The organism is Legionella oakridgensis ATCC 33761 = DSM 21215 (assembly GCF_000512355.1).
Classification (GTDB): Bacteria; Pseudomonadota; Gammaproteobacteria; order Legionellales; family Legionellaceae; genus Legionella_A; species Legionella_A oakridgensis.
In genome coordinates this window covers 1890281-1913153 of record NZ_CP004006.1, presented here as the reverse complement: position 1 = coordinate 1913153, position 22873 = coordinate 1890281, and the positions used below count along the sequence as shown (strand labels likewise).

Sequence of the window (22873 nt, the reverse complement as noted above, 5' to 3'; positions counted from 1 at the left end):
CTAAAAAAACATTTGTAGCCATGCTTCTACTGCAACCAGTTGCCACACGTATCTGCTGTCTATCTTGCCTTGATTAAACATGGACCAAACGTTCCAAATGACTTTTGGATGAAACAACTCTCGTTTTGCCAAAGAGGTCAGTTGAGTCGTAACATAATTGGACAGATCGTTTTTGATCCAATGGCTCATCGGTAGTGAAAAACCTTTTTTCTTCATGGATAAGCATTCCGGCGCAATGTATTTTTCAGCAACTTTTTTTACGATGTATTTTTGCTGTCCATTCTTAATTTTATATTTGGATGGAATCCGGAAAGCAGCTTCAATCACTTCATGATCTAGAAATGGGAACCGGCCCTCCAGAGAAAAAGCCATGGTAAATTGATCAACCCGATACACATGATGATTACCGATGTAATGAATCAAATCCATGTAACACATGGCTTCAATACTATCCGTAAATGTTGTGTCTTTGCCAATGTAAATTTGATTTAGTTTTTCAATGGTGTTCAGGGATGCTATGTCAGGATTTAAAAATAACTTTTGTTTAATGTTTTCCGACATAATTGTAAACAACAAGCTATAATAACGATCGGCTGTTTTTGCCATCGAAAACTCAGAGACACGAGCATATAATTCTTTATAATTTTTAAGAATCTTAAAAAAAGGTGCGATTGTTCGCATAAGTCGTTGACGGTTTGCCCAACGAGAATGTCTATAACCAGCAAATAATTCATCTCCCCCAAGGCCATTTAATACGACCGTTACCTCATGCTCACTGACCAAACGGGAAATTAAAAAATTGGGAGATAAAGAATAATAAGGCTCTTCAAAATGGCGTATATTATCTTGAATGTTGGTGAGTATGGAGTCTGCTTTTATGGTTCGCACAACATGTTCCAGTGGATACATGGCTGCTGTGGCTTTTGCTTGCGGAACTTCATCAAATTCGGAGGCATACCCTTCATAACCTAAAGTGAAAGCCTTAATTCCCGGGTGTTCTTTGGCAGCCATGGCGGTGATGAGGGTGGAATCAACGCCTCCGGACATGAAGGTACCTACTGTTACATCTGAAACAAGACGACGCTTTACTGAGGTTTTAAGTTTTCTTCCAGTAAATCCGCGGCATCCATTTCGGACATGGTTTGATCTTGAGTATTGATTGGAATTTGCCAATATCGCTGTTGAATGATTTCTCCATTGGGTTTAATAAGCATCCAATGAGATTGAGGAAGAGCAAATACATTTTTAAAGCAGGTATAAGGGCGAGGGGCTACCCCATAACTCATGGCATGATACAATCCTTCATAATCTATGTCTGGTTTATATAAGCCAGAAGCGATCAAAGTTTTGATATCGGAAGCAAAAATAAATCGATTGTTTTGAATGGTATAATATAAGGGCTTAATACCAACCCTGTCTCGCGCGCAAAACAGCGTTTTTTCCTTATCATCCCAAATAGCAAAGGCAAACATGCCATTAAACTTGTCTAATGCTTTGGCTCCCCATTGACGATAGCATTTGAGCAATACTTCCGTGTCGCTTCGCGAGACAATGTCAACGCCTAATCGTTTTAACTCGTCTGCCAGTAATTGGTAATTGTAGAGCTCGCCGTTATAAGTTATCCAATATCGGCGGTCTTCCGTACACATAGGTTGTAATGCAGCATCAGACAAATCAATGATAGACAGGCGTCTGTGAGCCAGAAATAAATCGGCTTTTTGAGGATAGAGGTTGGGATTAGCTTTACTTAAAAACTGGCTATTTTGATTATTTTTATAGGCGAAAAAATAGCCTTCGCCATTGGGTCCACGGTTAATCATGGCATTGGCCATTTTATGAACCGATTCTAGGCCGGAAAAACTGTCTGAACCTAAATTATATATCCCAGCTATTCCACACATATTGGATGATTCAACTTCTTGTTGTTGCCTATGGCATGCAAGTTAAGGAATGCCATTGTAATATAACCAATGGACTTGGCAATACCTAAATAGAGCACGGTGGTGAAATAACTGGCTGAATAAAAAAGTGCTGGCACGAATGCCAGCATGATTAAGGCGACGAAAAAAATATTCCAATATAAGCCAAGCGCTTGCTGTTCCATCAGTGCAAAATTTTGTGAGGGACCAATGATGGCAAATTCTAATAAGAACATGATTCCCAAAAGACGGGCAAACAGGCCAGCGTCATACCAGCTCTCTCCAAATGTCCAGCTGAATATGGAAGGGGCAAACAGTAAGATAAGAACAATAAAGGGAAAGGCAAGCATCAGTGAGTGGCGAATCGTTTTTATGTATAAAGTCCGTAATGCCAGAAAATTGCCTTGGTTTTTTAATACAGCGCCTTCCCCCAAATACACTTGGCCAATGGCTTGCCCTATTAATCCTAAAGGGATGCCAATGACTTGAGCCGTTAAGCCATACCAGCCTGCTACTTGGCTGCCGTAGGTGGCGGAAATGATGACTGCAGGTAAATAAAGCGCCAAGGCATTTATTAATCCTGAAGGCATTGAAAAAACAGGAAATCGCCAATAACGCTTGGCCGTAGTAAATAAAAAGGATGGTCTTATTTTTTTAAAAAAGAGCCTGTCAAAGCGAAGCAGGGCTGTTATAAAGGTTAGTGCTCCAAGAGTATGACCAACGGTTTGTCCAATTAATAATCCTAGGGGTTTAAACTGCATAAGACCTAACGTGATTTGCGTCGTAACAATACCACTTCCCTGGGTTACCTTGGTTTTCCCGATGTGTTCAAAGCTTCGATGACGGACAAACCAGTAACTTAAGGCATTATAAAATCCTACGGCCACTAAACTGATGGGCAGCAACCATAAATAATGACTGAGTTTAGCCATATGAAAGCGATCAGAAAGGGGCTGCCCCCAACCATAAATGATTCCTGCAGTAAACAAAGAAAGGATTAACGTACTTAACAGGGCGATGAGGAGTAAATGGTTTGCTTCCAGTTTTTTTTTGGCAATAGGGATAGCCACCTCAAAGCGCAGAGCAATGATGATGGATAAAATACTCAATAAAGAAAAGTAAACTGTATAGATGCCAAAATCTTCCGGTGCATAAATTCGAGTTATAATTGGCGATAAAAGAAAAACAAGCCCTTGTCCTAATACCGTTCCGCGAACAATCATTGAAACATTCCGTAACAATGGATTTTGTTTGAATAAAGCATTTGTAACATGCAGCAAAGATTTCATTTAATGGAGGATGGCTGAATATTCTTTTGCATTCTAGCATTTTGCAAAAAATGGATGCAAATATAGCAATGAACAAAGTCAACGGATTCTAATGGATTCCTTCAAAAAATAACCCGGTAAAATACCATTTGGAGGCGTCATATAAGTCATTATCATCGATAGGACATTGAAGTTTATTGATTAGAAACTCTGTATTCTTGGGGGCTTTCTTAAACATAGAACGCAAACGTTTTAAAAGAAATTGATCACTAGAATACCCCCTTTTTTGAAAATGTTTTTAAACGTGAGTTTGAAGAGAGTGTTGGAAAAATAATGGCTGCATAGTGTTCCTTATTGCAGTAGTTTTTTGCTTCTTGCAATAAACTCAAGTAAATATCGATACTTAAATCCTTGGCGACAATATCTTCAATCACACCATAATCCAGCCGACCGTGAGTTTTTTTCAAAATGATATAGCCAACTAATGTTTCTTCTTGTTTTGCGGCGATGAATGTATAGTTAATATTGGGATTCTCAAATATTCGCCATTGTAAAAAATGACTGCTTCTATCGATCGTAATACCAAAACAAGCTTTATTGTCCTCCCAAAAGCGGTCCAGTTCATTTCTTAATTCGTTAATGGACGTGATGTACGATAATTCTATTTTTTTATGCGTTACTTTTTTGGCTGAGAAAAAAGGATAAGAAAGACAAGTCAATAATCCAGCTATATTACTCAGAGTAAAGTTCAGTAATTTATTTACTTTTTTTCCTGACAAGCGCTTTTGCACGTTTTTTTTTACATGAGCAGCATTACATAAGGTAAAATAAATTTCATAATGACTGACAGGTTTATAATTTAGGCGCTTGCGAATCTTTCCTGGCGCACCATCCCCTGCAGTGGTAGCCAATAAGTCAAATTGTTCTGAAGATTCACTAAAAAATTTTTTTCGTATAAAAAATAAAGCCCATTTCCCAACAGTTTGGGGTGAATGATGGTATTTTCAGTTTTACCCAAACGGTAGCTTTTGCCCTGATAAACAATACGAACTGGAATCAACCCATGATGACCAATGATTTTTTTAGTGGTTTCATCTTCAATAACCCACATCATCCCTCGGCCTTCAGGCGGATGAAGCCATTCCCATTGGTGTTGTGGGACAGTACGATTGCGTCCTGTTATTTTATTGTATAATTCAACGACTTGCTCTTCATCGCCGTCTTGAAAAGATCTGCTTAACGGTTTAAGCATGGGCGACCTTAGTGCAATTTATTGAGTTGAGAAATAATCTTGCTGATGGAAGTCCATTCATTATTCGCAATGGATTCTTCACTGATTTTAATATTAAATTCTTCTTGTAGTTTAAATAAGATATCAAACATATCTAGCGAATCAATGCCTTGTTCAACCAAGTCTTTATTAATATCAATTTTTTCATGACTGATTTTGGAAACGTCTTGAATGATAGTTAATACTTTTTCTTTCATGATTCTATTCTCCGTATTACCGTTGCTGCCATTGAGAGCCCAACTCCAAAGCCACATAATAATAGAGTATTTGCTTTTTTGGTTAAAAAATATTCTTTTAATAAAATAGGAATGCTGGATGACACCGTATTGCCAAATTCTTCTATGGCAAAAGGCACTTTTTCCTGGTCATATTGTAATTTTTCTGTGAGTTTTTCAATGACGTATTTGCTGGCTTGATGAAATAAATAATAATCGACCTGATCGTGCGATAGATTGTTTTTATTTAAGCATTTTTCTATTAATCCTGGAATTTGCTTCAAAACAAAATTATATATTTCTCTGCCATTCATATATAAAGGAGCTTCTGGACGTTTTATTAAGGCTTGATATCCTTTGCCGTAACTTGCAAACACTCCTTTTTCCAGCGTATAAACCGGGTCATGAGTTAACAAAGTTACCGTAGCTGCATCTCCAAATAGTAAATGCGTATTTTTATCGTCTTTATCGACGATTTGTGAATAGGGATCGCTGGTAAACAATAATCCGCAGTGCATGCCATTGTCATTCATAAAGCTTTTCATGATATGAAGAGCATATACGTAGCCTGAACAGCCTAAAGAAATATCAAACGCTGCGCATTCTGATGATAGATCAAGCTTGCTGTGAACAATTGCGGAAGTATGAGGCAGTTGATAATCACCATTTTGTGTGCATACGCTGATGCAATCTATCTGACTTGCAAGAGCGGGATGACGACTCATTAAATCCTGAAAGGCTTTGACGCATAAATCGGATGAAAATTCTTCATTGCTTTTGCGTGCTGTGGTGTGGATACCAATTTTATTCGTTATAAAGTGAGCGTCCACTTGATAGTGGTTAGCCATGGCTAAATTGTCATTTCTATGTTGAGGGATATAAACCCCAATATCTTGGATTCCTATCATAAGACTGGCCTTGAAAAGAAAATATTACCTACTTTTGTTTCGTTTAAATAAATATTGGAACAGGCACTTTGTAGGCCCAGGTTGTTTCCTAATTGCAGGGATAGCGTGCCAGTTTCAGAGTGTAATGCATGCCAATTTAAATCGCATTTATAAAAATCCATTTTCCATGAACATTCGATGCTAAAACTTCATGGAGCAGTGCTTTATTTAAAGCAATTAATATCATCATCAAGGGGTGATTAGCATTCCATGAATAGGTAATTTTTTCTCAGAAGGAAGGAGGGTGTGCTGAGAAATAAGTACCTCTTCATCATAAGGAATGACTGTTGTTACTTCTTTTTGGGTTCCATTTAAAAGAACGAGATGCTCCACGCTATTACATCGTATTTTAAAGACAGTGGCACTTTTTTTAATATTATTATTATCCATCTGTTCATGCTTTATGAGTTCGTAGCAACCTTGTTCATTTAGCATGCTATAACATGCCATGTTCAAGTGTTGCAAGGCGCCCAAATTCCAGCTGGCAATTGCTTCTATTAGTCCTTGCACTAAGGTTGAACCTTGCACGTAATTACGATGGCCAAGTCTTACAAAATTTGAGTGAAAAGGGGGGTGATTGTTTGGCATACTTAGGTTCATAGGATTCCCAATGTTGCTTTTTTACATATCTTTGGGATGGAGTTTGATTTGCAAAGCTCAATCATAATCAAAGTCAGCCATGCTAGCATATTCTTGCATAGTTTGAAATCTTGGTTGATTTTCAAATTTTTAAACAGAAGCTCAAAGACTTTTGTAAAAAACGGATGCAAATATTGCTAAGTACCTATCATTTCTGAAAATAGACCCAGTATGGTAGGATCAGCGCTCATGAAATTTTTGTGGATGAACTGGCATGTCGTTCATGATTGAGTTGGAATCTTTTATTCATAAAATACCTAAAAAACAAATTATAGAAGACGCAGTAGCCACCACACATTGTAGTACACAGCAAATATCTTCCATACTGGATACTTATATTAATGAAACACGAGTTTCATTAAATCTGGTAAAAGAATACTTGTCAAAAGAGTTATCGATTCTGGAGATAGGGGCAGGATTATGTTTTTTTAGCTTATTTCTTAAAGAAAATGGATTCGCAATTACTGCCTTAGAACCTGCAGCTGGTGGGTTTGAGTTATTTGATACCTTGAAACGCATTGTTTTAAGTTATTATGCTCATCTTAAACTGCCAGTTTTTGATATTACTGCAGAAGATTTAACCATGGCTCATGGTCAATTTGATTTGATATTCAGCAGTAATGTCGTTGAACATATCCCTAATTTTCCCATGGCACTGGATGCGATGGTCAATGTATTAAATCCAAAAGGGAAAATGATTCATGGTTGCCCCAACTATTTAATTCCTTATGAACCTCATTTGGGAATAGTTGTTGTTAAACCCTTTAAACAAATCAGCGAACGGCTATTTAAAACTAAAATCCGTTCAAAGAGAGAGATTTGGGATTCGTTAAATTTTATTACTTATTTATCAGTAAAACACTACGCTAAATACAACGCGCTGAATTGCTATTTTAAAAAGGGCTTATTGTATGAGGCATTGATTAGAATAGAAAAAGATCCTCAATTTAAACAAAGGCATGCAAAAAGTTTGCTGATTTATTTCTACCATTTTCTGAAATACACAGGCACGTTAAGGCTATTGAAATACTTGCCTGCCTGTTTATCAACTCCTATGGTATTCGAGTTAAATCGAATGCAATAATTTTTACATCAGCATTATAAATAATTTTTTAGTTCAATATTTTGATAGAATAAAATGTGATTGTAGGGAATTCGACAAAAATTATCCAAATGGTATTGATAATTTTTCAACAGCTCCCGGTATTCATGGAGTTTTCTGACATAACTTCCGCGGTCTCTGGAAACAATAAATTTTGCAATCAAGTTTTGCTGTTCTAATAAGACTGGGTCAATGGTAAAAATGATGGCATTGGGATTAAAATCCATAAAATTTTCTTTGATTTTTAGTACGTCTTCATTAGCTAGGTGGTGCAAAAGCCCTATGCCAATAATGATGTCCCAACGGTTTGATAAGTTTGTATAGGACTGATGGGAAGATAAGTCAAATTTGATAAACTTGCCTTTATTCTTATACGTTTCCCTTGCGTAAGATAGGTATTCGTCTGAATAATCTACTCCGTGGTAATCGCAGACGTCATGAATCCATTCGCATAATTTCCCTTCTCCACAACCTAAGTCTAATAGTACAGGTTTACGTCCATTTGTTTTTATAAAATCAGTACATATTTTTTCTATGACAGTATAGGTCTTTGGTTTTTTACCACCAACAATCTGTTGAAATGCCCGGTAAATCTTGGGATGAGCAAGTATCTTATAGACAATGTTATTTTTTTCCATGATATGACTTAAAGAATATAATTTCCTGATTGCGATTATGCCTCTTTGTAATGGCAAACCAAAGTTACTAAAAAGTTAACAAACGTTTACTAAGCGTCGGGTATCGGCATCGGCCAATATCGATAATAAATATTCTCCATAAGTGGTTTTGCTGTAGCGTAAGGCTTGTCTTTTAACATCCTCGGCATGAATCCAATGATGATTGTATGCGATTTCTTCCAAACATGCGATTTTTAAGCCTTGACGATGTTCAATCGTCTGCACAAACATTCCGGCTTCGAGCAAACTTTCGTGAGTGCCGGTATCTAACCAGGCGAAACCTCGACCTAATCGTACGACGTTTAAAAGATTACGTTCCAGATAGGCTTGATTGATGCAGCTAATCTCAAGCTCACCTCGGGAAGATGGCTTTATACCTTTTGCAATATTAACGACTTGATTATCGTAAAAATATAAACCGGTAACCGCATAATTTGATTTGGGTTCTACTGGTTTTTCTTCTATAGACAGGGCGCGATTATTTTCATCAAATTCAACAACACCGAAACATGATGGATTCGTAACTTGATAGGCAAACACGGTGGCCCCTTGTTTTCTCGCCGATACTTCCTGCAATGTTGGTGTAAACCCTTGGCCATAAAAAATATTGTCTCCTAAAATCAGGCAAACGGGATCCTTTCCAATAAACGTTTCTCCTATGAGGAATGCTTGAGCAAGCCCCCCCGGATTGGGTTGTATGGCATAACTTAATTGAATGCCGAATTGCTCACCATGTCCTAATAAGCGTTGAAATGAACTTTGATCTTCTTGAGTAGTGATGATTAAAATGTCGCGAATTCCTGCCAACATCAATACTGATAATGGATAATAAATCATGGGCTTGTCATAAATCGGCAATAGTTGCTTGGAAATTCCTTTGGTTATTGGATGCAGTCTTGTGCCTGAGCCACCAGCTAAAATAATACCTTTCATATAAATCCTTACGATGGGTTATGACGGTAGGAACCGTCCAGTACACTTTGACTCCATGGCTGATTGGATAAGTACCATTGTACGGTTTTGTGCATGCCAGTTGCAAAATTTTCCACTGGTTCCCAGTTGAGGTGTGTTTTAATTTTGGTGGTGTCTATGGCGTATCGCCGATCATGGCCCGCTCTGTCCTTAACGTAAGTAATTAATTGCTGGTATTTAGTTATGCCAGCGGGTTTATGTGGCGCTAACTCTTCCAGTAAATGACAGATGGTTTGTACCACTTCCAGGTTTGTTTTTTCATTCAGTCCGCCAATGTTATAAGTTTCCCCAATATTCCCTTTCATGAGCACAAGGTATAAAGCTTTAACATGATCTTCAACGTATAACCAATCCCGTATTTGTTCTCCATCGCCATAAAGCGGCAATGATTTGCCTGCCAATGCCCGATGTATCATAAATGGAATAAGTTTTTCAGGGAATTGATAGGGGCCATAATTATTGGAACAATTGGTAAGAAGAACTGGTAAATCATAAGTACGATGCCAGGCACGTACCAAATGATCAGCGCTTGCCTTGCTTGCGGAATAAGGTGAACTTGGATTATAGGGGGTCTTTTCAGTAAAGGGCTTATCCAAATTAGAAAGATCACCGTACACTTCGTCTGTTGAGATATGATGAAAACGAAATCTTTCTTTTCGCTGAGGGGATAATGTTTGCCAGTAGTTTCTTGCTGCTTCCAAAAGTGTGTATGTCCCGACAATGTTGGTTTGAATAAATTCAGCAGGCCCTGTAATAGAGCGATCCACGTGACTTTCTGCTGCTAAATGCATAATGGCATCAGGTTGATATCGTGAAAAAATACTGCAAATTTTTTCAGCGTCAATAATGTCTGCTTTTTCAAATACATAACGTGAGTTGGTGTTTATGTAGGCTAAAGACAATAAGTTTCCGGCGTAAGTAAGATTGTCTACATTAACCACAAGATGTTCGGAATGCTTAATTAGATAACGAATTAAGGCTGATCCTATGAATCCGGCGCCTCCGGTAATTAATATATTCATTTGCTTAACCTCAACTATTTTTAAGGTTGTTATAAATTGCATGGGTCAGTGTCTCTACAATTCTATCTTGTTGTTCATTGTTCAAGCCAATCCACATGGGTAATCTGATGATGGATTCAGATTGTTTGTTTGTTTGTTGCAGCTCGCCATGGGTACGACAATAACGTTGCCCAGCAGGGGAGTTATGGAGAGGAATATAATGAAAAACAGAATGAATTTCATTATCTTTTAGTTCTGTTAAAACGGCTTGCCTATTAATTTCCGGAGCTAATAACACATAATACATATGAGCATTGTGCTGACAACCTTCGGGGACAATAGGACGACGAAGCAAGCCTTTTTCTTCCAATGTGGTAAAGGCAGCATCATAGTAGCTCCAGATAGCCAGCCTTTGTTGGGTAATCATGGCAGCGGCGTTTAATTGTGACCATAAAAAAGCGGCAATTAATTCACTAGGTAAAAAAGAGGAACCTATGTCCTGCCAGGTGTATTTATCGATTTCGCCGCGAAAAAAACGACTGCGATCAGTTCCTTTTTCCCATATAATTTCCGAACGAATGGCTACGTCTGGTTGATTGACCAGTAATGCCCCACCTTCGCCGCTAATCAAATTTTTAGTTTCATGAAAACTGTATGCTCCGAAATCGCCAATACTGCCCAAAGCGCGTCCCTTATATGTGGCCATGATTCCCTGAGCAGCGTCTTCAATGACTTTTAATTGATAGCGACGAGCGATAGCAAGTATCGTATCCATTTCACAAGAAACACCAGCATAATGGACGGGTACAATGGCTTTGGTTTTTGAGGTGATGGCATCTTCAATTAGATGTTCATCCAAGTTCAACGTATCTTCGCGAATATCAATAAAGACTGGTATTGCTCCTCGAAGCACAAATGCATTAGCCGTCGATACAAATGTGTAGGAAGGCATGATCACTTCATCCCCAGGCTGAATATCCAATAAAATGGCGGCCATTTCTAATGCGGCAGTACATGAATGAGTTAACAAGGCTTTGTTGCAACCGGTTTGCTTTTCAAGCCACTGATGGCAACGTTTTGTGAACATACCATTCCCGGATAGGGCTTGATTGGCTTTGACTTCTCGCAAAAGACCCAACGCTTCATCGGTGATGTAAGGTTGATTAAATACAATTTTTTTATGATTCATATTATTTCCATTCAGTCCGGAGGTATTTCAGTTAGTGTTTTTTCTGGCTTGCTAAATTAGGCATCATTAGCTATTGTCGTCAGGTCTCCTAGTAGGCCAATCATTGAAAAATATTGCTAGAGTCAAATAAAGCAATTTTTAATATTTATTCAAAGTCACAAATATACACGAGTAAATTAGATTAAAATTTAATGAGAGCCTTCCTCAGTAAGAAATTTTTTTTCAAGAAGTTCAATTGCTTTGCTTTTTTCTTTAACTCTTTTTGCAGGAATACCTGTGTAGATACCCCAAGGAGTGGTACTCTTTGTCACAAGCGTCATCGCTCCTACAGAGCAACCTTCTGCTACATGAACGCCAGGGAAAACGACTGAGCTCGCTCCAATAATGACGTGCCGGCCAATGGTTACTAGGGCTTTCAATTCATTTTTATATTCTGCTGGAACCAATGGACTAACCATAAACTGTCCACTGTAATCGTCGGATTGACTAAAAATTTGTGAACCGTAGGAAATGCCAGCGAAATCTTCAATAATAATTCCTTCTGTGCCACCAGCTATTAAACAAAAGGCAGCAATATGGACATAATTCCCTACAGTAATTTTTCCCGAAATTACACAAAAATCATCGATTCTAGAGTTATTGCCTATTGTAATAAATTCTGGATTATAAATACTTGCTTTATCACTAATTTTTACATTTGTACCCAATTGTTTAAAATTCATTGCGAGTAATTGTTCTTGAGATAAATACGCCACAGCATTCTCTTTTTTATTAAAATGGCCTTATGATAAAATACAAAATTGAAAATTAATACACCAATGGATATGAATGAAACTTTCAATTGTTGCTACGCTTTATAAGTCCGAACAATATATTCAGGAGTTTTGTCATAGGGCTTCTATAGCAGCTAAGCAAGTGGCAGGAGATGATTTCGAAATTATTTTAGTGAATGATGGTTCGCCAGATGCCAGTCTAAAAATATCTGTCAGTTTAATTGAAAAATTTCCCTCTCTCATTGTTGTCGACTTATCAAGAAATTTTGGCCACCATAAGGCGATGATGACCGGATTAGGTTACGCTAAGGGAGAAAAAGTCTTTTTGCTTGATAGTGATCTGGAGGAAGAGCCCGAATGGCTTATTTCCTTTTCTGAGCAAATGCAAACAGAACATTGTGATGTTGTATATGGAGTTCAAAAAAAGAGGAAGGGCAATTTTTTTGAACGTTACAGTGGAAAACTATTTTATTTTTTGCTTAACAGTTTAACAAAAGAGCGCTTGCCAGCAAATATAACGGTTGCTCGTTTAATGACTCGTCGCTATGTAAATGCGTTGATACGCCATCAAGAACATGAAATATATATTGCGGGGTTATGGCATATAACAGGCTTTCAACAACATGCTCAAATTGTTAAAAAACATTCTTCAAGTAAAACAACGTACACGCTTGGTAGAAAAATATCTTTATTAGTTAATTCAATTACTTCTTTTAGTAATTTACCTTTAGTTGCTGTGTTTTATTTTGGCTTACTACTTACAGTTTTTGCTTGCAGTTATACGATGTTCTTAATTATTAGTAAATTCTTTTATCATAAGATATTAGACGGCTGGACTTCAGTAATGGCATCTATTTGGTTACTTGGTGGTGCTATCATTTCCTCAATAGGGGTGATTGGAATTTATCTTTCAAAGATGTTTATTGAAATAAAAAGAAGACCTTATACTATCATTCGTGATGTTTATCGGTTGGAAAATACTAATAAATCCCAAAAATTAATAAAACAAGATGGGTAATACATTGCTCTATTATCTTGTAATAGGACTTCTAACTACCTGTTCTGGTTATGTTGTATTTACTCATAATTTACTATGGCGTAAGTGCAAAAGTAGCCTGTAGTTGCCTTTATTTATTTTGTGCAACAATTTAGTTTTCTAGGTAATTGGCGATTAACTTTCAGTAAATTTGGGGGCTTTGAGGTCATGCAACTTGATGTTATGGAGAAAATAAAAGTTCCTCTAGTTTCTCAGCCAAAAAGGTCTCCCTCATGTGATCTTGTTGCTAAACATAAGGAAATTGCTTCATTAATGGGGCGGGTCGGTTTTAAAATGTATTGAGTTCTGCTGTTCTCAAGACCACCAGTGCCCGCGGCTATTTTAAGCGCACCGACAATCTGAAAATCTTTGTCCAATTCTGCACCATAACTTGTAAGAATGTCCGAAGATATATTTCGCGGCCATTCAGGCTCTATCAGTAGCCATGCATGGGCAAGCTGTTTGCAGGAAACTTTTTTTAGGGCTGTTTTCGCAAATTGGTCGCTGCCAGAATATCCACCGAACATCCAGGGTGTTCCTACATTAATTCCACCTAACAAGTAGGGAATTCCAGGAGAATGCCCTGTCAAATCGATCATCGGCGTTCCAGATTTGAAATGTGCATTTTTGAGTATTTCTTTTGACTTTGTCAAATAGATAGCATCTTTATCACAAAGCTTTAAAGTGGTTGCAAATTCCTTTATCTCAAAAGTATAGTTATTTTGGCGCAACGGTTGTGGTTGGCGGTAAGGTTCTTCAATGCTGGAATTTATAAAAACCACGACTATAAATTGCGTAGCTAATACAAATGGAATCAATAAGATGGGTTTTTCTATTTTCAATGATAGGAACCAATAGGATGAAGCCGCTTAGTACCCAAAAGATTCCTGCCCGACTACCATGAGACCAGTAATTATTTCCTGTTCCGATGGCGTATAAATGAGGGAATAGAAGAAATAAAATAGCGAGAGCCCAGTGAGAGCGGGAAATTTTAGATAAGTACTTATACCCACAGAGAAAAAAACCACTCAAGAGCGCAGCAAATGGGATAGACCAAAGCAATAATCCTTGAAAATTGCCAATGGATATATTCTTATGAACTATTCCTAAAATAATTGCTAATTCAAGCAAAATAATCGTTAGCGATAAACCAATACCGAAGGAAATAAGAGTTTGCTTTCTGGAATTTAAAAAACCTACTAAGCACAAAATAGTAATGACTATGATGGTAAACAGATTTTTTGCATTTTGGCTTAGTTCAAACTCGTCTAGCCTGATTAAGTTTTTTAGATTATGGCTATCGCTGCCAAGTATTTGAGTCATTTCCAGTCCGGTTTTTATACGTGTCATAAAGGCAGGTATTGAGCTATCAATGTACCAGGCGCTGAGAATGAGTAAACCTGTGGCGATGCCAGCAGACAGAAGAAGATAACGAGTATGGAGCTTTCTTATCATGAATAAGTAGAGGATGGAGCAAATGGCCAATGCCACTGCGGTAGTGGGTTTGGCCATGACAGAAAGCCAGCCGCTCGTGCCTAAAAAAATCCAGCTCCAAATACGGTTAAGCGGTTTATCAGTAGTTGCACTTGCTGTTTGTTTATCAATTAAGATAAGTGCTATGGACGACATTAACAGAGCTTGCAATGTAAGGCTGTTATAACTTGGAGTTGCAATCCAGGATTGAAAAAAAGCAAAGCTTGCTGTTGCTGTGCCGCTGCTAATAATCCAGCGCTGGGGAGTGTTAATGGGTGATGCGGCATAAAAATATTTAATTAACAGATTAGTCAATAGAAATGATAATGTGAAAAGAATGGCAATATTAGCTTCTCTAAGCAGTGCAACATTGCCATGAAGCAGCTGATGCAGGGGGTGATAGATAAATCCGAATTGTGAAACAGAAGCCTTATATTGATAGGGATTTGTTATCCAAATCAGATAAAAACTCTCATCGGTGAAATCCAAGCCATAGTGACTGTAATGAAATAACCAGCCTAACATAGACATAAAGCTAATGGTTAAGAATAACCATAGGAGGTTAAGAAAAAAAGTTGATGGGGTGTTTGTATTGTTTTTTGTAAGTATTGTCACTTTAAAATCTAATTCATTGATAATGGGCGCACGGTACCCATTTTACAGCTGATTCATTATGAAACAAACAAGGTGCAATCGTAGCATGTGATTTTTATTGAAACAAGCATGGTATGAGGTGGTTTGCAGAATGACTGGACATTGTTTACAATCAAGCCCCTTCATCAGTTTACTAAGAATCACATGTGTGGAATTGCCGGTATCATTAGCTTTAATCAAAACGCTTTTCATGGTGCACAATCCATTCATAGAATGGCAAATGCCATGATTCATCGAGGTCCGGATGATGAAGGGTATTTGCTGGGTTTATCTGGTCAGCTGCCTTTAAAAATAGCATCCGGAGCAACGACCGCTAATATTGATGAAATTCCTGAGCAATATCGTCCGCGGACAGATATTGAGAATTTATACTCCGAAAAAGGAGATATTTTTTTAGCTCATCGCCGTCTTTCCATTATTGATCTTAAACCAACCGGACATCAGCCCATGTCTATCGCCGATGGCCGTTACTGGATTATTTATAATGGCGAGGTATTTAATTATCAGGAGATTGCACAGGAATTAATACAGCATGGAGTTCGCCTAATTGGCCAAAGTGATACGGAAGTCATTTTACATGCATATGCTCTTTGGGGGGAGGCTGCCTTAGAAAAATTCAATGGCATGTTTGCTTTTGCCATTCTCGATCTTGAGGAAAAAACCTTATTTTGTGCCCGTGACAGGATTGGAATCAAGCCTTTTTATTACACCATTCAAAATAATCGTTTTATTTTTGCCTCTGATGTCAAAACTTTGATTGCGTCCGGACTTTATAAACCGGAAGTGAATCTTGAAGGCTTATATCATGCCATGAGTTATGGGGTTGCCCCAAGGCCTTTGACCTCTTTTAAGGATGTTTTTGCTTTGGAGCAAAGCCATTGGTTGAAGATAAATATTGCTAATGGTCAAATGGTGAAACAATCCTATTGGCAGATTCCAGTTAATGCGCAAGATCACGCTTTATCTGAACAAAAGGCGGTGGAGCTTTTGGATGAGGCACTAACTCGCTCCGTAAAATATCAACTTCACAGTGACGTACCAGTGGGTACTTTCATGAGTGGCGGAATCGATTCTACGACCATTTCTGCAATTGCTTCCAAGCATCACCCCCACATCAAAGCATTCACCCTTGGTTTTGAAGGTGAACAGGCGGCTTATTTGAATGAAGTGGATGAAGCGCGTGCAACGGCTGCTATGTATGATATGGAACACATTGTTCATATGCAAAAGCCTGAGGCAATATTAGATGAAATCAATGGCTGTGTTAAAGCCTATGAAGAGCCATTCTTTTCATTGTCACCCAATTTGATTATTTCCAAATTAGTTGCCAGTCATGGAATAAAAGTGATACTGAATGGACTAGGGGGAGACGAATTATTTGCTGGCTATAAAACTTTCCAATTGGCAAAACAATATAATTTACTAAAACTCTTACTGCCTTTTTTAAAAATTGTAAGCTTCTATCATCCCCGGTGGCGACGGGCTTTGGACTTATCTTATGTGAAAAGCAACGCTGATCTTCATGGAGCGTTGTTGAATAATATGTCCTCATTTGAAAAAAACAGATTGTTTATTGATGAATCGGTTAAACATCTTCGTTCATTGGAGAAGTTAAGAGAGTTATATGTGCCACCCAATGTGCAGTTTAGCGATTTTATTGAGGCCATGTGTTACATGTATATGATGAATTACATCGGTAATCATCATGTCTATCGAGTTGATCAATTTACGATGAAATACTCTATTGAAGGACGCTTTCCATTTCTTGATCATCATGTGGTTGAGACAGCGTTTAAAATACCATCCCAATATAAAATGCGAGGAAAAGTCGGCAAATACATTTTGCGAGAAGTTGCCAAAAAATACATTGATTCTTCTTCTTTAACGATGAAGAAAAAAGGATTTGATTTGCCTATGGATTTTTGGATTCGTCATGTCTTAAAGGATTTAGTGCGAGAGAAACTGGATTTATTGTCGAAGCGTACTATTTTTCATCCCCACGCCGTACGTGCAGTCGCTGCTCACTTTGATAAAAAACGTTGCGATGACTACACTTTATGGCAATTGGTAGGAATTGAGTTGTGGTTGGAAGAATTTATAGATCCTTAAAAAATAAAATTCTGGAATTATTGTCGCAAAAAGAAGGATTTTTTCACAGCTCTTCTAATGTGGTCGGCTGGGTGGTTGCGTCGCAGATTCTTATGTTTGCAAGTATTCCGGTCATTAGTCGCTTATATATTCCTGCCATTTTCGGGGTATATGCAATATACACGTCCATTATGTACACCTTAAATCAGGTGATTGGGTTACGCAGTGAATTGCTGATTAATCTCCCCAAAAAAGATTCGGATGCTAAAAATATACTGGCAACTTGTCTTTTAATCGTGGTTTTTATGGGAGGCCTCGTTGCGATTATTACCTATTTTTTTTCATCCTTCATGATGCATTCATTGAGAATGGAAGCATTAAACGGATATTTGTGGCTTATTCCAGCAGGCATTATTATTATAGGAATACGCAATGGTTTATTATACTGGACCATTAGAAAAAGCCGATTCACCGTGGTTGGAATGGCTAATTTTATTCAGGTACCTTTCTTAATTGTTGTTCAGATTGTATTTGGCTTCTTATCACCTAAACCCATTTATCTTATTTTAGGCGCCATAGTCAGCTGGCTTTCCTCCCTAGTGTACTTACTAATAAAAATCGTTGATAGGCGATTTATTGCGAGCTTGTTTGTCCGATTGGGTAGAGCAACGATTATTTTTCGGCAAAATAAGGCGTTTATGCTGCATTCTAGCCTTGCCATTTTATTGCTAAGCATTGCTAATTACATGCCGGTCGTTTTAGTTTCCAGCATTTACGACACTCAGATAGCGGCCTGGTTTGCGCTAGCCATGCAAGCGGTATACAGCCCTCTTGATTTAGTCAGTTTATCTATAGGTCAAGTATATCTTAATAAAGGTGGAAAAATATTGCATGAAAATCCTAAAGGATTGAGTGTATTCTACGTCAAATTAACAAGAAATCTTATTTTACTTGGTGCTCTTCCATTGTTGTGCATCGCCTTATTTGCTGGTCCAATTTTTAAGTTAGTCTTTGGTGAACAATGGTATCAGGCGGGGATTTACGCACAAATTATGTCTGTTATGTTATTAATTCGTTTTGCCGTTTTATCCACGTCGCAAAATCTTGTTTTATTGAAAAAACAGGGACAAGCGTTGGCCTGGAGTTTATTTTTAATTGTTTTACTCATTAGTTCATTTATTCCCGGTTATTTCCTGACTCCAAAGCCAACGCCGGAAATGACCTTAGTGTTATTTTCAATCAATATGGTTATTGCTTATGGGGTTTTCTTTTTGATAAACTTGCGGGCTGCCCGAACATATTCCCAAGAAGTCTCGATGAGCCGTTTGGCATTCAAAACAGAAGATGCTTCGTTAGAGATCCGAAGCTAATTGGGAGCTTGGCAATTGGTTCTACATAGCCTTTGGGTGAATTACTGGCAAGCCTGATAACCAAGGAAAGATGCATGAGCTTTCATACCTATCCCCTTATTTTTGTTCTTGCTCAACTTATTTTTACTTATGGTATTTCCTCATTGGTTATTTACCAACTGTTTTGCCAGTTGTTGAATGCGCAAGGAGACAGTAAAAAACGGATGCTTGCATACAGCCTGGGAGTAGGGCCAATCAGTATTTCCTGGTTGACTGTGATGCTCTTTCTTGCTTTTCCAGGCCATGCAAACTGGTTTTACATGGCATTCATCAATACGATATTTTTCGTGCCTTTTATTTTATTAAGAAAACAGCTTTATGATTTTCCTCTGATCATAAAAGATGTATTTGCAAATATTAGAACCTATTGTAGTCAAGATAAGCCGGCTTTTTTTATTTTAATGCTTGGACTTGTGTTGATTGCTTGTAGCTTTATTTTAGCCATCTTCTTACCGTATTCCGAAAATGATGCTCTTGAATACTCTATGTTGGCAAAAATCATGTATGGGCAGCATTCAGCACGCATGTATCCAATATTGGATGGGACACAATTTGGTGGTTTTATTGCACCATTTACGCATCCATTAGGGTATGTTGGAATTTTTATTTGGTCTTATCTAATTCAAGGCACGGCCCAACATTTTGGCTTAATTAAAATCGTTTCTCCATTTTATGCGTTTTGTATTTTTACCCTAATTATTGCTGTTCTTTCGCATGCAAATAGACGCCTGGCGTATTTGGCCGGGTTATTGTTCATTGCAACTCCTTTATTGCTTAATGGGGTCATACGTCATCAAATTGATGCCTTAAGAATTTATACATTTTTTACTTTTTTCATGTTTTTGCGTGAGCTTCCCTTCTGGGAAAAATGGCAAATTATTTTACCCGCAGGTTTATTGCTGGGGTTGTGCTTATTTAGTCATTCCATAGGAATTCTGGCTATCCCTATTTTTTGGTTTATTTATCTTTTTTTCTCACGTGAGCATTTTTTTACGACATGTAAACGGTTAATCTTAATTACATTCATTGGATTGTTGTTTGTAGTAGTACGCTACGCCATTAGTTTTCATGCAATAGGGTACATCATTCATGATGGTACAATTGTGCGCTCGGTGCCAAGCCTGCATTTTTATGAAATCTATGAACTTATAAACGGCATTTACACCAATGCCCAAAAATGGGTTAATGGCTTTTTTAGCCTGTTTTCTAATACCTTGTATTTTGGTGTTAGCTATTCAATATTGATTTTGTCCTTATTGTTTATTCGCAAACATCATATTTATTTACTCATAAAAGATGGCATTTCCAGTAAAGATTATACGGAGGGAGTATTTGCTGTTTCCGTCTTAACGGTGCTTTGTTTTTTTGGCATGGTGGTTTTATCCATCCTTATAAAGGATGATAATTTTATTGCTAGCGGCCGATACATGATGAGTGTACAACCTTTTGTTGCTATACTCGGAGCATGGGGGCTATTAAAATGCTGCGAAAAAATTCAAATTAAATACCAGAATATTTTGCCGTTGCTTGGTTCTTCGTTGATTTTTTTTATGGCACTTTCATTTCCGATTAATAATGTATTTGATTACAAATTGTCTTTGACTACATTATTTAATAGCAATATGGCGAAAGCCAAGCATGTTCAGGAAACTTATAATCTGCTTGCCTATTTTAGTAAGAATACATCGCCAGATTCAGTATTATTGTCTTTTAGAAATGCAGAAGCAGCTTATTATGCCAACCATCGCTATGTCTACCACACCGATCGCAAAATGCTGCCAGTTTATACGGCAAAAGATAAATCTCAAGCCCATCAAGCGTTGATGGATTTAGGAATTAATTACCTGGCAGTACCGAACCATCCATTATCTTACATTGATCAATCTTACCTTGGAGAATTGATTGGAGATCCTGCGTTTTCCGAGCTTGTTTATCAAAATGGAAGCTCCAGGTTATACAAACTTTATGATAACCCATTATCGTATTCTGCAACGGAGTTGCAACTCACCAATCCTGACTTTTCGCAACGCAATAAAGATCGTCAGTTAATGAATTGGGCTGCATCGTGGAATAAGCGAGGCAATGGCATAGCGAAAGACGTTTATGACGGGGTAGTACTGTGTAATACGTCTCCGAGTCATAGTCAAACGGCGCTTTTTTCAGGTAATTCCTACAAAATTATTAGTGAAGCGTTTAATCGTTATTTAAGCCGGCAAACCACAGGCGACATTGTTCTTGAGCCAGAACAAACTTATCAGTTAAATGTTCGTATGCGAGGGTATGGGAATGTCATGGTTTATCTAGCCGAATACACCAAAGACGGGTATCTGGGTTTGCAAAAAATATGGCATACCATCAGTTATGGCAATGAAAGCAAAAATAAACAGGTTCAATTTCAATCGTCGTCTCTTGCCAGTCAGTATCGATTGGTATTTGTTTTGGATGGCCAAGGTTGGATCAATCTTCAAAACATTGGAATTCGACAAATTCATTATTCACATAAGCCCATCGACCCAAATGAGCAAAAGAAAATTGAATTAATTACACAAGGTTGGCGTGTTACCAGTCCTAATCCTGTACGGACTTATTTTGATCGTTTGAAAAAAGTGCTGGGTTTTAGGTCCGTTCATCTTAATTTTGTGGATAATTGGCAGGTAAGAAGCATGGAAGGCTCAGAGGTTGAATTAAACATTACTCCGGATGCCAGCATTCCCTATGTGATCCATAGTCCCCTTCTGCCCTATCAAGAAAACGATGTAAAGAAAGAATTTCATTTTGCTATTAAAGGAAAAGGACAAGCGGTTATTGAAGTGTTGGCGAATTCAATTCAAGGTCAGTCTTATCATTTATTTAAAGAAGCCATAAATTTAACGGATCACTATCAAACCGTTGATATTAATTTACCCGCTGAACTTTTTAAAAATACATTAATTTTAATTCGGATTTAGCAAACTATCAGCTGCGGATTTATTACTTAAAACCACGCTTTGTTAAGGTTGGTAAAATTAATGTAAAACTTAATCCAGCCACATATGGATGATGGGGTTGGACAAAATATTCGATAACTATGCCAGAAAAAATTGTTCATATAACAACCGTACACAGCGCCAGAGATCCACGTATTTATTATAAAGAATGCAAGAGCCTTGCTGATGCGAACTTTCAAGTAAGTTTGCTCGCGCCTGGGGATGAAAATTCTTGTGAAAATAACATCGACATAATTGCGTTAGGCTTTCCCAAAAATCGCATTCATCGAGCAACCTTATATCAGTTAAAAACTCTACTTAAGGCCATTCAGCAAAAGAGTTGTATTTATCATTTTCATGATCCTGAACTGATTTTTACAGGATTGATATTAAAAATAATGGGTAAAAAAGTCATTTATGATGTTCATGAAGATGTGCCGCAAGACATTTTGCTTAAAAAGCATATTCCAAAGATGTTACGTATTTTATTAGCTCAGGCAGCCCGGTTGTCTGAAAAAATAGCCGGTTATTGTTTCGATGCTATCATCACGGTGACGCCTACCATTGCTAAAAAATTTCCTGCTAAAAAGGTAAGTCTGGTAAGAAATTTTCCAAGAATAAATGCTCAGGATTTTAGTTTTTCAGATTATGATAAGCGAGACAAGGAGTTGGTTTATATTGGCAATATGAATGAACATCGTGGCTTAAAAGAAATGGTGGCGGCAGTGAGTCAATTGAATATGGAAACAAAAGCTTCATTGATGTTAGTTGGTAAAATGTCGGCAGACATGGAAGAAAAATATATAAAATTTAATAAGCACATTGAATATCTTTCCTGGCTGCCATTTCCTGAAGTCAGCAAGGTGTTGAATGCTAGCAAGATTGGCTTGGTTATTTTACATCCTACAAAAACGTTTATAAGCAGTTACCCGTTAAAGTTCTTTGAATACATGGCTTCTGGCCTTCCTATTATTGCCTCGAATTTTCCCGAGTGGGAAGCTATTATCCAAAAGTATGATTGTGGAATAACAGTCGATCCAGAGGATGTAGAGTCGATTACTAAGGCTATTGCTTATCTGTTAACGAATGTTGAGGAGGCCTATAAAAAAGGACAAAATGGCAGAAAAGCAGTGTTGGCTGAGTTTAGCTGGGAAGAGGAGGCAAGGGTATTAACCCAAGTTTATCAACGCTTAAGCTAAAAGAACTTGTCCTTATTGTTTAACTATGTAAGTTTTTGGTTTCAACTTGGCGACT

At 37.7% G+C, this 22873-nt stretch carries 21 protein-coding genes; 6 read left to right on the top strand and 15 right to left on the bottom strand.

Features of this window, described 5'->3' with window-relative positions; translation table 11 throughout:
* The 8 genes from LOA_RS09365 to LOA_RS09330 all read right to left on the bottom strand — a co-directional run bounded on the left by LOA_RS09365 (window position 1) and on the right by LOA_RS09330 (window position 6228).
* The gene (locus tag LOA_RS09365) at window positions 1-1047 is read right to left on the bottom strand and encodes an asparagine synthetase B family protein (RefSeq protein ID WP_025386109.1); all 1047 of its coding nucleotides are present in this window, start codon (window positions 1045-1047) and stop codon (window positions 1-3) included.
* Window positions 1048-1085: 38 nt separating this feature from the next.
* A complete protein-coding gene (locus tag LOA_RS09360; protein WP_025386108.1) occupies window positions 1086-1901 on the bottom strand; it encodes an asparagine synthetase B family protein in 816 nt (271 codons plus the stop codon).
* A complete protein-coding gene (locus LOA_RS09355; RefSeq protein ID WP_025386107.1) occupies window positions 1889-3208 on the bottom strand; it encodes a lipopolysaccharide biosynthesis protein in 1320 nt (439 codons plus the stop codon). The genes LOA_RS09360 and LOA_RS09355 overlap by 13 nt, the downstream gene beginning before the upstream one ends.
* Window positions 3209-3456: 248 nt before the next feature.
* Window positions 3457-4098, bottom strand: coding sequence for a GNAT family N-acetyltransferase (locus LOA_RS09350; protein ID WP_025386106.1), 642 nt, complete (start codon window positions 4096-4098; stop codon window positions 3457-3459).
* Window positions 4047-4439 (bottom strand): GNAT family N-acetyltransferase, encoded by a 393-nt coding sequence (locus tag LOA_RS09345; RefSeq protein WP_025386105.1) that lies wholly within the window; start codon window positions 4437-4439, stop codon window positions 4047-4049. Before LOA_RS09345 ends, LOA_RS09350 begins: the two co-directional genes overlap by 52 nt.
* Window positions 4440-4447: 8 nt before the next feature.
* Complete coding sequence (locus tag LOA_RS09340; protein ID WP_025386104.1) at window positions 4448-4675, bottom strand: acyl carrier protein; 228 nt, start codon at window positions 4673-4675, stop codon at window positions 4448-4450.
* Window positions 4672-5601 (bottom strand): ketoacyl-ACP synthase III, encoded by a 930-nt coding sequence (locus tag LOA_RS09335; RefSeq protein WP_025386103.1) that lies wholly within the window; start codon window positions 5599-5601, stop codon window positions 4672-4674. Before LOA_RS09335 ends, LOA_RS09340 begins: the two co-directional genes overlap by 4 nt.
* A gap of 228 nt (window positions 5602-5829) precedes the next feature.
* Window positions 5830-6228, bottom strand: coding sequence for a hypothetical protein (locus tag LOA_RS09330; protein ID WP_025386102.1), 399 nt, complete (start codon window positions 6226-6228; stop codon window positions 5830-5832).
* A gap of 274 nt (window positions 6229-6502) precedes the next feature.
* Here LOA_RS09330 and LOA_RS09325 point away from each other — a divergent pair, with 274 nt between their 5' ends.
* Window positions 6503-7363, top strand: a complete 861-nt coding sequence (locus LOA_RS09325) for a class I SAM-dependent methyltransferase (protein ID WP_025386101.1) — start codon at window positions 6503-6505, stop codon at window positions 7361-7363.
* 14 nt (window positions 7364-7377) lie between these two features.
* Here the strand turns inward: LOA_RS09325 and LOA_RS09320 are convergent, their stop codons facing one another.
* From LOA_RS09320 to LOA_RS09300, 5 genes are all read right to left on the bottom strand, one after another.
* The gene (locus LOA_RS09320) at window positions 7378-8019 is read right to left on the bottom strand and encodes a class I SAM-dependent methyltransferase (protein WP_025386100.1); all 642 of its coding nucleotides are present in this window, start codon (window positions 8017-8019) and stop codon (window positions 7378-7380) included.
* 75 nt (window positions 8020-8094) lie between these two features.
* A complete protein-coding gene (gene rfbA, locus LOA_RS09315) occupies window positions 8095-8991 on the bottom strand; it encodes a glucose-1-phosphate thymidylyltransferase RfbA (RefSeq protein WP_025386099.1) in 897 nt (298 codons plus the stop codon).
* 8 nt (window positions 8992-8999) lie between these two features.
* Complete coding sequence (gene rfbB / locus LOA_RS09310; RefSeq protein WP_025386098.1) at window positions 9000-10052, bottom strand: dTDP-glucose 4,6-dehydratase; 1053 nt, start codon at window positions 10050-10052, stop codon at window positions 9000-9002.
* A 10-nt stretch (window positions 10053-10062) separates the two neighbouring features.
* Window positions 10063-11220 (bottom strand): dTDP-4-amino-4,6-dideoxygalactose transaminase, encoded by a 1158-nt coding sequence (rffA, locus tag LOA_RS09305; protein ID WP_035894985.1) that lies wholly within the window; start codon window positions 11218-11220, stop codon window positions 10063-10065.
* 188 nt (window positions 11221-11408) lie between these two features.
* The gene (locus LOA_RS09300; protein WP_025386096.1) at window positions 11409-11975 is read right to left on the bottom strand and encodes an acyltransferase; all 567 of its coding nucleotides are present in this window, start codon (window positions 11973-11975) and stop codon (window positions 11409-11411) included.
* A gap of 73 nt (window positions 11976-12048) precedes the next feature.
* On the opposite strand from LOA_RS09300, the gene LOA_RS09295 reads away from it, so the two are divergent.
* A complete protein-coding gene (locus LOA_RS09295) occupies window positions 12049-13011 on the top strand; it encodes a glycosyltransferase family 2 protein (protein WP_025386095.1) in 963 nt (320 codons plus the stop codon).
* Between the two features lie 230 nt (window positions 13012-13241).
* On the opposite strand, the gene LOA_RS13825 is transcribed toward LOA_RS09295, so the two are convergent.
* Both LOA_RS13825 and LOA_RS09290 read right to left on the bottom strand, forming a co-directional pair.
* Window positions 13242-13811, bottom strand: coding sequence for a hypothetical protein (locus tag LOA_RS13825; RefSeq protein WP_025386094.1), 570 nt, complete (start codon window positions 13809-13811; stop codon window positions 13242-13244).
* Window positions 13786-15027 carry a hypothetical protein gene (locus tag LOA_RS09290; protein WP_025386093.1) on the bottom strand — a complete coding sequence of 414 codons (1242 nt, stop codon included), beginning with the start codon at window positions 15025-15027 and terminating at the stop codon, window positions 13786-13788. Before LOA_RS09290 ends, LOA_RS13825 begins: the two co-directional genes overlap by 26 nt.
* Before the next feature lie 273 nt (window positions 15028-15300).
* Here LOA_RS09290 and asnB point away from each other — a divergent pair, with 273 nt between their 5' ends.
* From asnB to LOA_RS09270, 4 genes are all read left to right on the top strand, one after another.
* On the top strand, window positions 15301-17265 hold the full coding sequence (gene asnB, locus LOA_RS09285) for an asparagine synthase (glutamine-hydrolyzing) (protein WP_025386092.1): 1965 nt from the start codon (window positions 15301-15303) through the stop codon (window positions 17263-17265).
* Window positions 17238-18614: a lipopolysaccharide biosynthesis protein gene (locus tag LOA_RS09280; RefSeq protein WP_025386091.1), complete on the top strand. Its 1377-nt coding sequence runs from the start codon at window positions 17238-17240 to the stop codon at window positions 18612-18614. Before asnB ends, LOA_RS09280 begins: the two co-directional genes overlap by 28 nt.
* A gap of 74 nt (window positions 18615-18688) precedes the next feature.
* Window positions 18689-21601 carry a hypothetical protein gene (locus LOA_RS09275; RefSeq protein ID WP_025386090.1) on the top strand — a complete coding sequence of 971 codons (2913 nt, stop codon included), beginning with the start codon at window positions 18689-18691 and terminating at the stop codon, window positions 21599-21601.
* 119 nt (window positions 21602-21720) lie between these two features.
* Window positions 21721-22818: a glycosyltransferase family 4 protein gene (locus LOA_RS09270; RefSeq protein WP_025386089.1), complete on the top strand. Its 1098-nt coding sequence runs from the start codon at window positions 21721-21723 to the stop codon at window positions 22816-22818.
* Window positions 22819-22873 lie beyond the last annotated feature (55 nt).

Bases quoted from the DNA above. Each gene is read 5' to 3' on its own strand.
- LOA_RS09365 (WP_025386109.1), bottom strand. From the start codon at position 1,047: ATGTCCGGAGGCGTTGATTCCACCCTCATCACCGCCATGGCTGCCAAA.
- LOA_RS09360 (WP_025386108.1), bottom strand. From the start codon at position 1,901: ATGTGTGGAATAGCTGGGATATATAATTTAGGTTCAGACAGTTTTTCC.
- LOA_RS09355 (WP_025386107.1), bottom strand. From the start codon at position 3,208: ATGAAATCTTTGCTGCATGTTACAAATGCTTTATTCAAACAAAATCCA.
- LOA_RS09345 (WP_025386105.1), bottom strand. From the start codon at position 4,439: ATGCTTAAACCGTTAAGCAGATCTTTTCAAGACGGCGATGAAGAGCAA.
- LOA_RS09340 (WP_025386104.1), bottom strand. From the start codon at position 4,675: ATGAAAGAAAAAGTATTAACTATCATTCAAGACGTTTCCAAAATCAGT.
- LOA_RS09335 (WP_025386103.1), bottom strand. From the start codon at position 5,601: ATGATAGGAATCCAAGATATTGGGGTTTATATCCCTCAACATAGAAAT.
- LOA_RS09330 (WP_025386102.1), bottom strand. From the start codon at position 6,228: ATGCCAAACAATCACCCCCCTTTTCACTCAAATTTTGTAAGACTTGGC.
- LOA_RS09325 (WP_025386101.1), top strand. From the start codon at position 6,503: ATGATTGAGTTGGAATCTTTTATTCATAAAATACCTAAAAAACAAATT.
- LOA_RS09320 (WP_025386100.1), bottom strand. From the start codon at position 8,019: ATGGAAAAAAATAACATTGTCTATAAGATACTTGCTCATCCCAAGATT.
- rfbA (WP_025386099.1), bottom strand. From the start codon at position 8,991: ATGAAAGGTATTATTTTAGCTGGTGGCTCAGGCACAAGACTGCATCCA.
- rfbB (WP_025386098.1), bottom strand. From the start codon at position 10,052: ATGAATATATTAATTACCGGAGGCGCCGGATTCATAGGATCAGCCTTA.
- rffA (WP_035894985.1), bottom strand. From the start codon at position 11,220: ATGAATCATAAAAAAATTGTATTTAATCAACCTTACATCACCGATGAA.
- LOA_RS09295 (WP_025386095.1), top strand. From the start codon at position 12,049: ATGAAACTTTCAATTGTTGCTACGCTTTATAAGTCCGAACAATATATT.
- LOA_RS09290 (WP_025386093.1), bottom strand. From the start codon at position 15,027: ATGTTAGGCTGGTTATTTCATTACAGTCACTATGGCTTGGATTTCACC.
- asnB (WP_025386092.1), top strand. From the start codon at position 15,301: ATGTGTGGAATTGCCGGTATCATTAGCTTTAATCAAAACGCTTTTCAT.
- LOA_RS09275 (WP_025386090.1), top strand. From the start codon at position 18,689: ATGAGCTTTCATACCTATCCCCTTATTTTTGTTCTTGCTCAACTTATT.
- LOA_RS09270 (WP_025386089.1), top strand. From the start codon at position 21,721: ATGCCAGAAAAAATTGTTCATATAACAACCGTACACAGCGCCAGAGAT.